The organism is Paenibacillus agaridevorans (genome assembly GCF_018604145.1).
In the GTDB taxonomy this organism is placed as follows: Bacteria; Bacillota; Bacilli; order Paenibacillales; family Paenibacillaceae; genus Pristimantibacillus; species Pristimantibacillus agaridevorans.
Genome location: NZ_CP075889.1, coordinates 5,494,938 through 5,511,234 on the forward strand (window position 1 = coordinate 5,494,938; position 16,297 = coordinate 5,511,234).

General features: G+C 44.9%; 12 protein-coding genes and 1 pseudogene. 2 read left to right on the forward strand and 11 right to left on the reverse strand.

Annotated features, from left to right (window positions below; all coding sequences use genetic code 11):
- Positions 1-111: 111 nt before the first annotated feature.
- The 3 genes from KJW29_RS22180 to KJW29_RS22190 form a co-directional block, all read right to left on the reverse strand.
- Positions 112-363 carry a hypothetical protein gene (locus KJW29_RS22180; protein WP_214626234.1) on the reverse strand — a complete coding sequence of 84 codons (252 nt, stop codon included), beginning with the start codon at positions 361-363 and terminating at the stop codon, positions 112-114.
- Positions 364-475: 112 nt separating this feature from the next.
- Positions 476-1,552 carry a DUF1835 domain-containing protein gene (locus tag KJW29_RS22185; protein WP_246608330.1) on the reverse strand — a complete coding sequence of 359 codons (1,077 nt, stop codon included), beginning with the start codon at positions 1,550-1,552 and terminating at the stop codon, positions 476-478.
- Between the two features lie 213 nt (positions 1,553-1,765).
- Positions 1,766-2,335, reverse strand: a complete 570-nt coding sequence (locus tag KJW29_RS22190) for a dihydrofolate reductase family protein (protein WP_214626235.1) — start codon at positions 2,333-2,335, stop codon at positions 1,766-1,768.
- A gap of 263 nt (positions 2,336-2,598) precedes the next feature.
- On the opposite strand from KJW29_RS22190, the gene KJW29_RS22195 reads away from it, so the two are divergent.
- Positions 2,599-3,210, forward strand: coding sequence for a TetR/AcrR family transcriptional regulator (locus KJW29_RS22195; protein WP_214626236.1), 612 nt, complete (start codon positions 2,599-2,601; stop codon positions 3,208-3,210).
- Positions 3,207-3,818, forward strand: a complete 612-nt coding sequence (locus tag KJW29_RS22200) for a GNAT family N-acetyltransferase (protein WP_246608331.1) — start codon at positions 3,207-3,209, stop codon at positions 3,816-3,818. Before KJW29_RS22195 ends, KJW29_RS22200 begins: the two co-directional genes overlap by 4 nt.
- A 72-nt stretch (positions 3,819-3,890) precedes the next feature.
- Here the strand turns inward: KJW29_RS22200 and KJW29_RS22205 are convergent, their stop codons facing one another.
- The 8 genes and pseudogenes from KJW29_RS22205 to KJW29_RS22240 form a co-directional block, all read right to left on the reverse strand.
- The gene (locus KJW29_RS22205) at positions 3,891-4,340 is read right to left on the reverse strand and encodes a GNAT family N-acetyltransferase (protein WP_214626237.1); all 450 of its coding nucleotides are present in this window, start codon (positions 4,338-4,340) and stop codon (positions 3,891-3,893) included.
- 101 nt (positions 4,341-4,441) lie between these two features.
- Positions 4,442-4,956, reverse strand: a pseudogene (def, locus tag KJW29_RS22210) (peptide deformylase).
- 2 nt (positions 4,957-4,958) lie between these two features.
- A complete protein-coding gene (locus KJW29_RS22215) occupies positions 4,959-5,201 on the reverse strand; it encodes a helix-turn-helix domain-containing protein (RefSeq protein ID WP_214626238.1) in 243 nt (80 codons plus the stop codon).
- Between the two features lie 513 nt (positions 5,202-5,714).
- Positions 5,715-6,383 carry a DNA alkylation repair protein gene (locus KJW29_RS22220; RefSeq protein ID WP_214626239.1) on the reverse strand — a complete coding sequence of 223 codons (669 nt, stop codon included), beginning with the start codon at positions 6,381-6,383 and terminating at the stop codon, positions 5,715-5,717.
- Between the two features lie 72 nt (positions 6,384-6,455).
- Entirely contained in the window at positions 6,456-7,058 is a 603-nt protein-coding gene (locus KJW29_RS22225) for a DUF1835 domain-containing protein (RefSeq protein ID WP_214626240.1), read from the reverse strand.
- Positions 7,059-7,513: 455 nt separating this feature from the next.
- A complete protein-coding gene (locus KJW29_RS22230) occupies positions 7,514-9,223 on the reverse strand; it encodes a sensor histidine kinase (RefSeq protein WP_214626241.1) in 1,710 nt (569 codons plus the stop codon).
- Between the two features lie 22 nt (positions 9,224-9,245).
- Positions 9,246-10,856, reverse strand: a complete 1,611-nt coding sequence (locus tag KJW29_RS22235; protein ID WP_214626242.1) for a response regulator transcription factor — start codon at positions 10,854-10,856, stop codon at positions 9,246-9,248.
- Between the two features lie 114 nt (positions 10,857-10,970).
- Entirely contained in the window at positions 10,971-16,235 is a 5,265-nt protein-coding gene (locus tag KJW29_RS22240; RefSeq protein ID WP_214626243.1) for an S-layer homology domain-containing protein, read from the reverse strand.
- Positions 16,236-16,297 lie beyond the last annotated feature (62 nt).

Here is a 16,297-nt window from a genome sequence, read left to right on the forward strand (position 1 = left end):
GATCATCTGCTCGTACCGCTCGCGGATATTCGGTATTGCCTCCTCGCGTGTCCCGCCTCCTGATTCGGTGATCGACCATCTGATGACCAGGTCCTTCATCTGATCTTCTGACTAGTCTTGTTTATATTTTTCTTTTAGGATACTTGAGCCGATTCCCCCAGCTATCATTAAAAACAAAGAACCGAAGTTCCAAAAAAATGATCCGCCATACAGTGTAATCTCAAGTGGCGTTACTTTATTTAGGAGGAGGACACCGAGTTTGATCACCAACAGCGCTAGGCCCACTAAAATGAAGAAATCAAATATAAACTTTATCTTTGGATGGGCTAATTGCTTACTTTCTTTTATCACCTTTTTTGTCAACTCTTCGTCACTCTTTAATAACTCATCGATAGTTTAACCCCTTGCAGAAGTAAAGACCGCTTTGGTTGCGTGGCCCCGCAACCCCTAGTTGCATGTGATTACACTGGGCTTGTTAAGGTTTTTTCACGGGATTCATTTCATGCTGTTTGCGTCTGACGCTGTAATAACGCATTGCGGCGGGTACCCCTTTTATTTCGAGAACTCCATCATAGATCAGCTCCCTTAGCCGATATTCAAAATAAGAATCCCCGATATATTGCTCGCAATAACCAATCGCCTCTCCAATTAAACGTGCCGACTTCAGGAAGCCGTTATCTTTCAGAGGTGGCCTAAGACCGTCCAGCTTCTCTAGCAGGTATTGATCAAAATATTCTGCTGACACCTCAAGCACATCGTTGTCCTGCCAAATGCGCAGCGTTCCTGTTTGTTCCGTGAGCTTCTTCCATTCCCGTACCAGCCTTGCGATATCAGCAGTGCATAACTTCCCTTTGCCCTCTAGTTGAATGATCGCTTTCTGTAGTTTGTCCGAAGGAATTTCTCCCGAATACCTATACTCAATGTATGCATTTGGTCGGTTGTAAAGCTCCTCACAAAATGCGCATGCGTCATTTATGGAAATGGCGTTTCGTTTGTTGCGAAGCAGATAAAGCGCGTGTCTCATTCCTGCCTGCTCGCATGTATTGCCACTGGTCCAAACGATGATTTCCGCCTGCTCCGGAATTTGCTCTATCTTGTCTAAGAGCTCATGGTATTCATTTTCGATTTCAGTGTAAGCTTCGAAGGCTTCCGTAATATTGTTGCGGAACCAATCGCCGCGTGCCATACGTCCTTCAGGTAAGTCCAGATCGTAGATCGGGCCAATAGCGTAATTTTCCCGTAACGATATCAGCTTGTGCGTTTCCGTGCAGCCTAATCCTTTTAATGCCTGTTTCATGCTCCCCGCAAAGGAATCCCCGATAACGATATGGACATGGGTACAGGTTGGTACAGGCCTCCAGACCGCTCTTTTTTCCTGAAGCCCCATCAATTCGTCATACAGCTCAATCAGTTTGGAAGCCGCTGCTTCAAGCGTATCCCCCTCCTGGTCCTTCATCAACTTGATTTCTGCCAAAATAAACTGCAGATAAGGCTTCAATTCCTCTGCTCCCAAACGATCGGTCGCCTGTTTAATTGCAAAAATATCTTTCAATTTGATTTCACCGCTCCCCGCATTTAACTAGACCTTTCTCCTCCAATTGCTCCAAGTTGCTGTCCATTATGTCCACGTTATATTTACTAAAATACTCTAATATCTGCTTTTTATCTTTATCAGATAATTCATATAGACAGTTAGAAGAGCAGCTGCCGCTCCGGCAAACTGCTCTTGGAACATTAAACTAAAGATACTGTTAGCGTTAGATGGCTATTTCTCCAACTCATAACGGGTCGCGATAATGCCCGACTTGAACGTTCGGCTGGACAGCAGCTTGAGCCTGATTTTCTCGCCGTCGCCGTCGAATACCGATTGTCCGCCGCCCAGGACGACCGGACAAATTGTGAGCAGGAATTCGTCGATCAGGCCGAGCTTAAGCAGCGTCTTGGCCGCTCCCGGGCTGCCGAAGATAACGAGATTTTTGCCGGGCTGCTCCTTGAGCACCTTGATTTCCTCTGCGATATTATTCTTGATCAGCATCGTATTGTTCCATTCCACCTTGTCCATCGTGCCGGAAATAACGATCTTCTTAACATCCTGCAGCCATTTGGCATGCTCCATATCGTGCTTTGACGCACTCGGATTGTCCAGCATCGTGGGCCAGTAGCTCTCCATCATGCGATACGTCGTGCGTCCGTAAACGGGAGCTCCGACTTCGGCTACGATCTCCTCGGCGTATTTCTCTAATTCCTCGTTGTACGGAATCCAATCGAGTCCCCCTTTCGAATCCGACGCATACCCGTCCAGCGACACATGCATAAACAATACGAGTTTTCTCATGTCCGTTTCTCCTCCGATTTTGAATTTATTTTGTTCGATTAATATGGCGGTTGGTCCCGCGTTTCATCCTACTGTTGTGTTTATAATAAATCATTACGTTACGTAAGGTTCAAGTGGAAATCTTCATTTTCTTTATAGTAATCCTCTGGCTGTTGTTTCTCTACAGATCATAGCCGGTACACCCTGGTCCACGTTACATGTTGACAATTTGCATCCTTGATTTTATAATGAATAAAATTTTATTCATTAAAGGAGCGACCAAAATGCCCCGTACACCTGAACAATACGAGGCCATGCGACTTGCAACTCGCACCAAAATCCAGACTGCGGCGATGCAGCTATTCGTTCGTCAGGGTTACGGCTCCACCAATGTGCAGCATATTGCCGACCAGGCTGGCATTAGCACCGGTCTGCTGTACCGCCATTACAAAACAAAGGATCAGCTATTCGAGGAACTGGTGCAGTTCGCCATGGCCGGACTTGAGACGCTGATCGTCAAATTTCAGACAAGCGATGAGCCTGCTGAGGAACTGGCACGATTCGCAAGCGAGGTATATCTCGATCTGTCTTCCGGCGATGACTTGGGACACCTCTTACTGCTGATGACGCAATCCTTCTTCTCCACGGAGACGGACGGATGGAAAGCGGCTCTCAAGCAGATCCATACCGATCTGCTGCAAGCGACTGCCGAGCTCATCATCCAGGGGCAGCGACAAGGCAAGCTCCGAGAAGGGAACGCTTTTGAGATGGCGCAATATTTCTTTTCCTCCATTCAGGGACTTGCGATGATGAAGATGATGCTGGAGGAAAAATTTTCAATGCCGTCGAGATCGCTCTTGACCTTAGTATTCGAAAAGGAAGGTGAAACGTTGTGAAGCACTCAGGCGCATTTGAGGTTGTCCGGGCAGACCGCGCTGGTGGAGAGGTCAGACACCAGATGGCGGAAATTTTCGCCGACGGCTTCTCCCAGTGGCTCACGTATTTCTCTAGAGACCGGGATGTCATCGTAAACGCGTTCGCCCATATGTTCGTGCTGGATCAATTTTATGTGGCGCTCGCCGGCGATCGGGTGGCAGCCTTCGGCGCATGCACGGACTGTCGGAGCTTCTCCCTAGAACTTCAGAGCGCACCGCTCCGTCGGCACCTGGGCTGGTTCAAGGGCTCGATGGCTGCACTCATTCTGAAGAGGGAGTTCCAAAAGCCGTTTGTCGACCCGCCATCCGAAACGGGCTCGGTGGAATTCATCGGTACTGCCTTATCCTTCCGCGGCCAAGGAGCGGCTTCGGCGGTTATTCGACATATGCTGGATCATTTGCCGTACCGTAACTTTATTATCGAAGAGGTCGCCGATACCAATATCCCGGCCATTCGTTTGTATGAGAAGCTGGGGTTCACGGAGTATAAACGCAAGTCCCTGTCCCCCAAGCAGGCCCGCAGATCTGGTATCAATCATATGGTCTCGCTGTGTTTGGAGAAGGCCTGAGCCACAACAAGCGCCGATAACATTTATAAGATTTGCGTATCCTTCAGATATCGTTACATTCACTAAGTATGGTTATTCATTAGTCAAGTTAATACTCTTATCAAAGCAATAGGAATCTTTATCATAGCCATTATGCTCATAGAAAGCATGGGCATTGGTTCGCCTCATCCCGGTACATAGAATAATGCTGGATATTCTACTGTCTTTTGCATAATTTTCTGTGTATCGTAGCAGTTCGGTGCCTACCTTATGACGCTGAAACTCCTTATGAACAGCCAGGCCGGTTATATGCAGATAACCATTTTCGGACCCTACAGCCAAACTATGAACGATAGATATGAAACCAACAACATGATTCTCAAGTAACGCTACAAACGTTTTGTAATTGCCGGCTTTGATCATCTGTTCCATCGTAACGCGAAAGTTCTCATCCGTAACCGAATGCACTCCAAGTACATCGTTCCATAAAACAACAACTTCGTTATATTCATCTGCTGCAATTTCCCGTATTTTAATTTCCATGCCCTACCCCCGTTTACGAAATGAAGCTGCCGGTCAGCACCGACAACTTCATTTCGTCGTTTATTTAACTATCGTTCTCCGATAGCGTAAAATCCGCCTTATTAACCCTGGTTAGTTAATCGAATAACATCAAACAAGTTAATCTTTTGTTTTGTACGTTCATGAATCAACCAGTCTCCTCGAACATGATCAACAAATAACACGCCGTTTAAATGGTCGATCTCATGTTGGATGCATCGGGCTAGGTAACCTTCTCCTTTAAAAATAATGGACTCCCCTCGGCGGTTTAAGGTTTTTACCTTAACGGTAAGAGATCTCTTAACAATTCCGTAATATCCGGGAAAAGACAAACAAGCTTCGGAACCGTATTGTTCACCATTCATTTCTAATATCTCAGGATTTATTAACTCTATTAGTCCATTTCCCAATCCATGACAATCAATCTTTTCAGGACCCCTACTTGAGGTGCGGCAAGACCAGCACGTCCGTCATCGGCATACAAGGTTTCAGCCATGTCATTAAGAAGTTTTATCGTTCTTTCATTGATCTCAGTCACTGGCTTAGCTATTTTACGCAAAATCGGATCTCCAAAAGGCAGAATGCTCTTTACCGACATGTCTAACCCCCTTGCACTTTTTGAGGGGAAGTGTGTACCCACAAGTCATTGGGGGTGCATTCCAAAGCTGTGCAAAGTGCATCCATAGTCTCGGATTTCATTTGCCGTGGCTCGCTATTTAATAAACCGCTAATGGAAGCACCAGACAGGCTGTAATTCGCTTTTAGCTTCAACAGTCGCGCTAAAGCTACTCCAGTCCAAATCCCGCGATCAGCCATTACTTGCCGCAATGCCCATTCTAGCATCAAATGCCCCCCTTAAGCACTGGTTAATTTTATTAGCTGCTACCTAATTAAATTACCATAAATAGGGTCCGATATAAAGAGTACTGTAAAATTTTTTTTCGTACGTTGGTGTAGTCTGGCCTTAAGTAAGTAAAACAAGCGGTGGATCGCTTCCACCGCTTTACCCTCGCATCAGCGTAATTCCCAATCAGACAGACTTATCTATAACGTTTTTTTGCTTAGAGTTCGATTTACTTATTTCGATCAGTCTGTATATTGCATCATCTAAATCTTTACTTTTTCTAAGCTGTCTATTCCACATAACCAAATTGAGAATCAAAAGGATGATGATTATGATCATAAGAAGTAAACTGAATATAAAAAAATCTCCAGCGGCCAAATTACTCCCTCCTCACTTTGAGCTTCGTTCCCCGATAGGTTAATCCTATTTTCTCAATAATTCATTAAAATTTGTAGAATTTTTGAATTCCTTTATTTTTTACATTGCTCCTTCATAATTTTTTTCAAAAGTAACTAATTATTTTGTCGTTTGTTAACTTCAATTGTAATAAACTCCGGTAAATAGTTAGGTGTACATCCCTTTGATACCATTTCATCTTTGTAAAGACCCGTTCTTTCACCAAGTTTAATACAACGTGCACGATTCTTTTCATCATAAACGCCTATCCAGCCTGCGGTGAAATTCATAGCCCATTGAACTTCCGGTTCTTCTTGCGTAATATTGGATTCTAATTTAGATATTAAGTCTTCGGTGTTATCAGGCGGTGCTTGTCCAGTCCATCTCAATCGCGCTTGATAATACCAGAAAGCTCGCCTTTGAAGAGCAGAAGGGCTATTTCCCCATGACTCCATCCATGCAATTGTCTTCTTGTCTTTGGTGAGCTGATTAGCCATTAACCAATCCATTAAGTTATTTCGCTCATCAATACTATGAGTCTGCATGTCCTTATCAAGCTTATTTAGCACTTCTTGTGAAAGAAGTTTTTTATCCATAATTAAGATTGCTAATAGTCTGGACAAGTACTCCTCGGTTGACCAAAGTTCCATGGCTAGTTCATGATCTTTTTTAATGTTCTTTGCGATTTTTCGTAAGTCGCCTAGCATAGTTTTACTATTGATCTGAGATAGAACGTTTTCTGCTTTTGAAGAACGTTTTATTTCCGTACCTTCATTTTCATTCATTTTATACAACTCCTTTATCAGCATCGGCTGATTCATTTTCGTCGTTTATTTAAATATCTTAATTACTTTAATCTACGGGTTACCAAGTTTAACAGAAAACTGATGTAAAGCTCCCGGTAGTCCTCTAAACTTTAAAACACCTTGGTCAACTAATCTCCAAATTCTATATGAAATATATGAATGCCCAACGAGCTGCTGTGATAAATCAAACACCTTACCGACAACAATACCAGCCCTGATAAATCCGTCCTCATCTTGTTCATGCTCCAGGTCAATGACTGAACTACGAAGTACATGATTTTCTCCCGAGAGCTTAAGCCATTCCGATTCATACCTTTTTCTTTGGCTAGGATTGAGAGGAATACCTTCATGATATCTTCTTACGATTGCCTGAAAATGCTCTCGATCATTTAATCCGCTAGCATAGGGGAAAGTTCCTTCTTTGTTTTGAAACCCAGTAGCGTTATTACATAGCTCCGTCACATTGGCAACGTTAACCTGCTTTTTTCGTTCTCTCAACAAATGCAATACGAAGCGTAAGCCTGTATGATCATGTGCGTTATCCGCGCACCAAATAACGATAATTTTATTTTCAGGAATGTTCTTTATAGCCTTTACCATATTAGCAAGTTGATGTTCTTGGTCCTCACCTGGACATATCCACCATAATACCACGTATTGGTACTTTTCTACCCATTACTTCAATAAACGCCAACGGCAACTGAACGCGTGGCTGGCTGCCGTTATGTCATGGTGCTATTATGCACGTTAGGTTTATTAAAACATTTTATTGTATTTTACTTAATAGCCTTGTGAGACTAACTACAATAAAAGCAAATCCGGTGACCCTAAATACGAATAACACTTTTTTGGATATAGAGTTTTTTTTGTCATTCTTTTCCCAAGAGCCCTCATTACCATCTAAATTATTGAAATTATACCATCCTATTTTTGAAAATAATCTTGGGGATAACAACAAGAACGATCCTAGAAATAAAATCACGAACCATTCCAAAATACGTTTCACTCCTCATTTTTAATTTCACATACCTTAGAAAAAGTATATCAGAAGCGGCGATATGTTGTGCAAAACTGCCCTTTTGATCCTTTTAATATCTGAGGCAAATACCCTATTTCAGCGGAAATGACATTCTCACACGCGCCCCATGCGGATCGATATTTTCGAATACCAGATTGGCATCACTTCCATAATGCAACTTCAACCGTTCCCTTATGTTTTTAACTCCTACTCTACCCGGCTTGGTTATGGACGCATCGTGCGACTGCAATTGCGCTAAGGCTTGTTCAGAAAATCCTCGCCCATTATCTTCAACAATTATTTCTAGCCATTCTCTCCCGTTCATTCGAGTACTGTTAATGGTAATCGTCACCAGAAACCGTTCTTTCCCCATTGTTAATCCGTGGATAATCGTGTTCTCGACAATTGGCTGGAAGATCATTGGCAATATATCAATTTCAGTCGTTAACGGATCTATTTGAATGCGATAATCGAGGTGCCCCGCAAACCGCATGGATTGAATCTCCAAATAATGTTCGATATGTGCCGCTTCATCGATCAATTTAATTTTTTCCGCTTGCTTGTAAAGCATCGATCGAAAATAATCCATAAGATGTTTGGTCATTTTTTGAATCAACGAATACTCTCGTTTCTGTGCTAAATTATAAACCATGTTTAGCGAGTTTAATAAAAAATGCGGGTGGATTTGCAGCTGTAATCTTTGTATTTCCGTGGATTGGCCTCTTAGTTTTTCTTCGTATATATCTATTTTTAATGCGTTAATCTGTTCCACCATTTCATTAAAAGTAGCGTTAATAAGAATAAACTCCTTATTTCTCCCTTCTTTCAGACGATGATTCCAGTTGCCCTCCTTAATTTTACGCATGCCATTTACCAAGATGTGAATAGGTTTCAGCACAACCTGACGGATAATTACAAGAAGTACAAATAGCGCTACAATTATTCCTAGCGGTATTGTTCGAATGACATTATGGATATGAGACATTTGACGCAATAATTGCTTTTCGGGCAATCTTTTAATGATGCTGATCCCGGCTGCTTCCGATCGTTCCATAAACAATAGATAAGTATCCGATTGCATTTTTGTTTCCTTATACTGTTCCTTGTTTTCGACGACTTCTTCCATTGTTATCTTCCATTCCGGAGAAAGCGAACCGCTTGTTAGAATATCTCCCGAATTGGAAAGCGCGACAATCTCCCCGGAAATATCCAGTTGCCGAAGTCGACTCATCTCTTCCATGCTATCCACATTTACGACTACTGCAACGTATACATTGTCCAAACTGCGGATTACACGAATTAGACGTTGCTTGCCTGCAATTAATTCGGAATACCACCCCGAGTCGGCCGTAACTTCAGTCTTTTTATTCATCGTTTGTTCCAAATCATGAAATCCTTGCATCCGTTCTTCATAGTTGGCTACATTCAAAGAGGTTGTAACAAACTCGCGGGAATCGGCGAGATAAACAAAGAAGCCGTCCACCCACGGATCTGATGCAATGCCTTCCATAAGCGAATACTTTAAACTTGATTTCGCATAATGGTATGAACTGCGCTCTTCTCCTTGCATACCCAATGTCCTGACACTTTCATTTAAAAAGGCCAAATTGGTCAAATACCTGTATTTTTCATTCAAAGCATCCTCTACTTGACTAAGACTGATCTGGAGCATATTTTGATTTGACTCGGTTGCTTGTGTCTTGAGTAGACGAATGGCGTAATCATTCACGAAAAAGATTGTAATTGAAAGCGGTAGGACGATAGATGAAAACAGAAGAATTAATTTCATTGTCAAACTCATAGATCTTTTATTCCTCAAAAAATCACTCTCCATTGGGCGATCGCATTATACTCCGATATTCTTGAGGACTCATTTGAAACGTTTTTTTGAACATCTTCGAAAAATGCGATTGATAACTGTAACCGGTCGCCGATGCTATCTCGGTTACCGTGGCGTTTGTCTTCAGTAGTTCCGAAGCCAATTTCATTCGTTCCTGTGTGATAAAATCCGTTAACGAACAGCCCGATTCCTTCTTGAACAATCGGGATAAGTAGCCCGGATTCAAATGTACGGCAGCAGCCAGATCCTCTCGATTCAACTCTTCGCTTAATGAGCTTCTAATCAATCGCTTGACTTTATCAATTACCGTCTCCTCTCGTTTCATGTTTTGCAAGTATTCCCTTGCATGCTGAACCACATGATCGATCCATTGTTTAAGTTTGGAAGATGCAATCGATCGTTGGACTAAAGCCATAAGTATTTCTTCGAAGTCGAGGGATTCAGAAGAGCCCTTCTTGCGCAAGGAGTATAGCAGTCCCTTGACCATATCCTGCTTAAAACGCTGCACATCTGCAGCTGTCGTGTCGGTACGTCTAAGTCGATCCGTTACTTCCAGAATGGCCATGTTCAACCTCTTGTCATTTCCATTGCTTATCCATTCCGCCCATTCAAAAAAATCCGGCATCTGCAGGTTTCCTGAAACTTCCGTATTCTGGTCAAATTGCAACGCAATAACTTGTCGCGAGGCTGTCAAATGGTTCTGTTCTTCAAATCGCAACGCATTGTACGGATTCATTAAACCCGCAATAGGAACCTGCCAGCCGATATAACACGAGACATCGCAATAAAATAAAGAGCCGCACTCCTGAATAAAGACTTCGCATGCTTGAAAAAGTTTTCTCCCCTCCAGCCGCTCACGAGAATAACAATAAATGAGCATGATGTTAATCCCGGAGTGGTCCTGAAACACAACTCCTCCCTTACGATTGTCCAGTATAAGATCTACGGCTGCATTCCGGATGGCATACTCCAAAATTTCCTCATCCGCTTGTTCGAATGTACGATGCCATCGTTCTATGCTTATCAGAACGGGCAAAACTTCCAGCGGCCAGTACGAGGCAGGCGCCAATGATTGCAGCACGTTTTCAATCCCTTTGTTTATTTTTAAAATTCGGCCATCCAATAAATCTTGCCAAAACTTCTCGATTAGATCAGATTTTTTGTTGTCCCACAAATATCTGTACTTCTCAAGCTCCCTCCATTCCCACGACTGCTTTTGATTGTGTGCTATTTCATTTGCTGCCTTACTTAATATTCTATTAAACACATCAAAATCAATAGGCTTCACAAGATAATCATAACTGCCCAATTGCAAAGCCCTCTGCGCAAAGGAAAACTTGTCGTGACAAGTGAGGAAAACAATAAGCGTGGACGGAGAGTGGCTCCTGACCCATTCCGCTAGTTCCAGGCCGCTTCCCTGCGGCATTTCAATGTCGCACACAAGCAAATCAATTTCTGTTTGCCGAAACTGCTCCATCGATTGATCGCTATTAAAAGCGCACAAGACCTCCTGAAATCCAAATTCACCCCAATTTATTTCCGTTTTGAGAACATCCACCGAAGCCCATTCATCATCTACAATCATTACTCTCATCTCGGTTGTCCCTCTCATTAACATATTGTCATTATACCTTTCATTACAATACCAAAAGAGCCGCACAAGACGACTCCTCCGGTTACATCACTATATCACACCCATTGTGTTGCCTTACGGATTAAGATACTTCATAGCTCTTATCAACATCGTGGCCATCTCGGCTCGCGTTGCATTTTTCTTAGGCAGAAGGCTATTGCCGTTTCCTTGAATAATGCCTAATCGCACCATATCCAGCATAGCGAACTCGGCATAAGCAGCGATATCGTTTGTGTCCCTAAATTGCGGCAGAGGCCCCTCATTTGCTGCAACAACACCGCTAAATTGCAAAGCCCGCTTCAGCATTACCATCGCCTGTTCCCGCGTAATGGGCTCCCCGGGTCTAAATGTACCGTCTGCGAAACCATTGATCAAACCGGCTTCGACAGCAGTTCCAACTGCCCCCGCAAACCACGCGTCCGAATCTACGTCCTGGAATAGGCTGTCAGGCCTCATACGCAGTCCTAAAGTTCTTGTCAGCAATGTTGTAAATTCGGCCCGGGTAATCGCTCCATCAGGCTTAAACGCCTGTGGCGAAATCCCCTTCACCAGCAGCTTGGACGCGAGCGACTCAATGTTTGTCTTAGCCCAGTGATTCTGAATATCCGCAAACGTTATTTGAGCGGAAATAATGGCGAAATGTCCGCCTCCCTCATATTTCAACACAAACTCCTGCTTGCCGCCTGAATTGCTCAGTTTAGCTGGTACGTAGGTCAAATCTCCGGTTACAGGATCAACGATGACTGCGGTCATATTGTCCGTATTCCCATTCACTTTAAATGCGATGCGCATTTGCTCCTGATCGAAGTTTAGCAATAGCGTCGTTGCCGAGTCCGATACCATCCCCGCCAGAATCTCTACAGGCAGGACAACCCAGGTTAAGGAAGGATCTGTTCCATTTGGAATACCGGCAGACGGATGAAGAGCCAGATGATAGCTAGTTCCTTTCCTATTAGACGCGGAACCACTTTGCTCGAGAGCGCTCAAAGCGATGCGATAGCTTCCTGTACCGAAGCGCACCTCTATCTTCTTGTCCGGATCCATCGCCAGCGCATCTGCCACATATTGAGCCGGCAGGACTACTTCAAACGGACCGATCAATTGCTCGGCATCAATAACGATTGGCGTCCCTGTCCCACTAGATCCGGACAATGCCTGCTGCCACACATTCGCAGACATCGTCACCAGATTGACCTCGTCGTTACGAAGGCCGCCCCCAACAGCAACCGAATAATGAGTTGGCTCAATCACGCTACTTTTCACCTCTTCCGGAGCAGACGGAACAACCGTCGTACCGCTCCCCGGAGAAGTTCCAGGATCATCGGTTTCTGTCGGGATAACCGTTGCGATCATAATCGCATACGGCTCGACTTCGTAATGAGAAACCAGTTCCCCTTCCAGTACATCCGGCAAGGCGACTGTTTCCGGAAGATCCGTCCACGACTGATTCGGATTAATCAGAAACTCCGGCAATGCGTCTGCTCCACCATAGCTCCACAACGGCTGTAATTCATAACCGTCAAGCTGGATATCAACCGTTCGGTTGGTACGATTGGAAACAATCAATTTCTGAATCCCTTCATCGTCGCCGACTCCCCATGCGGACACCTCCGGAAGCTCAACTGGAAGGTTGGTGCGTGCTTGATACTTCTGCAGCTTGACTACATCGGACAGATCAATTTCATAATATTTGTTATTGTCCTTCAGCAGATTGCCAACCTCCTTCAACGCATAGAAGGCAGGCAACTTCACATATTGATCATTGCCAATCGCTTGCAGCAGTCCGAATCCTTGAGGATCATTGGCCACATAATAATCGGTCATCGTAATCTCGTCAATTTCCAGCATACCGAAGATCATGTCTACATACAGGGCCGCCATACCTTCCGTTTTGGCAAATTGATAACGGGCCCGATCGCCGCTATCCGACTCGCCGAACATAAACATCGGCAGCAATCCCCATTCCGTAATCCATGCTTCTTTGCCCGGAAACATATTCATCGTATTTACAGCAGTTATTTTACGCAGTTCGTTTTCCTTGTACAAATACTCATACAACTTCGTATTGCTAATGCCGGCCAAATCCTCCACATGATTGTAGTAATGAATAATGACCGCGTCAAAAAAGCTCTGATCCTTCTTTAATTCATCATTCCAGATCGCGACTCTGCCGCCTTGGGTAGCCAGATAATCCTCCAGAGCTTGACCCGGTTGTTGTTGGTTTCCTCTATCCGCAATGATATAATCTACAAATCCCTGATCAATACTGACAATTCCGATCTTTACCTCAGGATGTTCTTCGCGCAAGGCTTCGGCAACCGCTTTGCTCTTGGCAATATATTGCGTAACAGTAGGGTACGGATACCGGTAGGAATTGTCATAGATTTCATTGCCCAGTTCCACGAACAGTTCCTGACCAGGATGCAGTTTTTCCTTGATGATCCCGACCTGTTCTACAATTTCTTCAGGCGTATAAGCGATAATATTCAAGTTGTACACATAAGGCTGGTTAACCAATTTGGCATATTCCAGCACTTTGTCCAACGTCAGCTTGTCGGCATCCGCCGAAACTGACGGCATCCAGCTCAATGAGTTCATCAAATTAATGCCATAGAGATCCAACATTTTGACTTGATCCGCACTATTCGTAGGAAGCACGCCTTCGTCATACAAATACAGATTGCCGTCCATTCCGCCGGGACCACGAACATTCTGGAAGTGAATTTCACTGAGCATTTGCATGAATGTATCTGTATTGTACTGTTCATTCGGCCTGATACTGAACGCCAAGTCATCATTAATACCGAAGAAGTGCTCCGGCACATCCTTCACTTTCTCGCCTAGCTTTAATTTGACAGCATCGGGCGTGCCCGCAGGCAAGTTCACCACTTCGATCGTAGCGCTGGCGATATAGCCTCCATCTATCGTTCTGACTGTGATAACCGATTCTCCGACAGCTTCCCCGTGAATCGCTCTTTTCTTATCTGTGGCCCCGTGCAGCGATACGATATCCGGGTTGCTGCTTTCCCAGACGGTCGCCGTGTTATCCACAGTGGATGGAGTGAAGGAAGCAACCAGTTCTTGCGACTCCCCCACATAGATAACACTGTTAGTAAGGTTCAGATTAATGCCGAGAGGGCTGGCCGTTACATAAACATCGGCTTTATCCGTATACTCGCCGTCAGCCGTTCTGGCTGTAATACTGGCATGGCCTCTGCTAAGTCCTGTTACCGTACCATTGGTTACCGCAGCGACAAGCGGATTGCTCGATTCCCAAGTCACTTCGGAGGAGCCCGTGTCATTAAACAGCCCTATTTCCTTGCTGCTGCCAATGCCAACACGGCTAACCTTGCTAGTCAGTGCAAATGCCGGTTTATCAAGCATCGAGATCGTCACATCATCGAAGGCGGCCTGAACGTTAAATGACGTAAACTGAATCGTACCCGCTCTTTCCGGAACGCCTGTCAAACTGGCCGCTTTGTTAAAATCAGCCGTTTCAGGCGTTTTCAAATATACATCCAGTTTATCCCCCTGAACAACCAATCTCATTTCATATTCATTGTCCAGCGCAAATGGAAATTCGAAGAAAGGTTGCTCCCCTGATCCGGAATGCAACAAGCTTAAGCCGCTTCCGCGGATAAGCAGCCACGAGAAATTCGAACCGTCTGCCACACGGAATCTGACCCCCATATGATTCTCTCCGTAAGCATGTACTCGCTTGAATTTAAACGAGACAACTTGATCGCCCCAGCTCGCTTGGCTTCCTTTCAGCTTCGCTGATGATGATTTGGCAGACGACGATTGCAGCTTGCCATCAATCGTCTTCCAAGATCCCTCATCTCCCGCAGTGTCCCAGAGAACAAATCCATTGTTAAAATCATCTTCAAATTGCGGCAATACATCTGAATCATCGTTGTCAGGCAGCGTAGATCCCAGATTGTACATGCCGGCTTTAAGTACCGTAAATTTCGTATTGCTCTCCGCCGACATCAATCGATAGCTGAATCTGCTTGCCCCGGCCGGCGCAATAAACTCCTTCAGGATCGTCGTCTGGCCATTCGACGGGCGCAACTGATCAAAGAACGGATCCGCGACGCGTTGGAAATCAACGTCGACCGCGTATCCCGAGAAGTTCAACGCGCCTTGGTCTACTTGCACTTGCGCCGAAAGCAAATATTTGTTTCCCGGAATAATGTTTATCCACTCTTGAGAAATCCCGTCACCCTGCTCAGCGGCCGTTACCTTCAAACCGGCAGATGCAACCGTATAGCTTGCATTTGCAGATTTGCCCCAGGACACCAATTGATTATGATCGTCCAATGTTGTCAAGAGGGGATTCTGCAGTATATTCATGCCTTCATCCTGCTGCATGCCCAGATCATACATGCCGGCTTTCATCACTGTATACGACGAATTGTTTTCGCCGGCTAACAGACGGAAACTGTAGCGTGTAGTCGTATCGGAGGCTACATATTCCTTCTTCACCGTAACAAGTCCGTCTGCGGGTCTCTTCTGATCGAAGAAAGGGGCTTCGCTGAAGGTCCACCCGGCATTAATGCCATAACCGAGTATACTCAGAGCACCTGCATGCACTTGCACCTGTGCTGTGATGAGATACTTGTGTCCTGGAATGACATCAATCCATTCCTGAGCAAGACCCTCTCCGTTATTTGCCGACACCGTGGCACCCATTCCGTCAACCTGAATAGCGGCACCGCCAGTTGTCCCCCATGCTTCAAGCTTCTCCTCCTCATCGAACTGGTTGAGGAATCCGTTCTCCAACAAGTTGGCTCCGAGGTTAGCCGCCGGTCCCAGATCGTACATACCGACATCCACAATTCGGTACTCCGTATCGTTTTCACCGGCCAATAGACGGACACTGATCCGATTTGAATCCGACTTGGCGATAAACTCCTTCTCAATCGTCGTCAGACCGTCTGCAAGTCTTTTCTGATCAAAAAACTGATCGTCACTGAACCCAAACTGCTCATTGACCATGTACGCAGAGAAGTTCATTGCGCCTTGCAGAACTTCAATTTGCGCAACGAGCTTATACTTATGACCGGGAATGATTGATATCCATTCCTGATGAAAGCCTTCGCCTGCATGGCCTTCCACGGTTATTCCCGGTTCATCCAGGACATAAGATGGCGATCCGTCCTTCGTCCAATGCAACGGGGCTCCATTAGCTTCACCCTGACTGAATTCGCCGTTCTTAAGCAAATTGCCGCCTGAGCCGGCTTGCGGCGCCGCATACGCGGCACCGCCAATATTGAGAATAGACACCAGCACCGCCAAACTTAACAGAATCGAAAGCCATTTCGAAAATTTCCTATTCAATGATATTCACCATGCTTTCCCCATATAATGAATGGTGCAATTGATTAATATGAATAATCCAG

Bases quoted from the DNA above. Each gene is read 5' to 3' on its own strand.
- KJW29_RS22220 (WP_214626239.1), bottom strand. From the start codon at position 6,383: ATGAATGAAAATGAAGGTACGGAAATAAAACGTTCTTCAAAAGCAGAA.
- KJW29_RS22205 (WP_214626237.1), bottom strand. From the start codon at position 4,340: ATGGAAATTAAAATACGGGAAATTGCAGCAGATGAATATAACGAAGTT.
- KJW29_RS22215 (WP_214626238.1), bottom strand. From the start codon at position 5,201: ATGCTAGAATGGGCATTGCGGCAAGTAATGGCTGATCGCGGGATTTGG.
- KJW29_RS22195 (WP_214626236.1), top strand. From the start codon at position 2,599: ATGCCCCGTACACCTGAACAATACGAGGCCATGCGACTTGCAACTCGC.
- KJW29_RS22190 (WP_214626235.1), bottom strand. From the start codon at position 2,335: ATGAGAAAACTCGTATTGTTTATGCATGTGTCGCTGGACGGGTATGCG.
- KJW29_RS22235 (WP_214626242.1), bottom strand. From the start codon at position 10,856: ATGAGAGTAATGATTGTAGATGATGAATGGGCTTCGGTGGATGTTCTC.
- KJW29_RS22230 (WP_214626241.1), bottom strand. From the start codon at position 9,223: ATGAGTTTGACAATGAAATTAATTCTTCTGTTTTCATCTATCGTCCTA.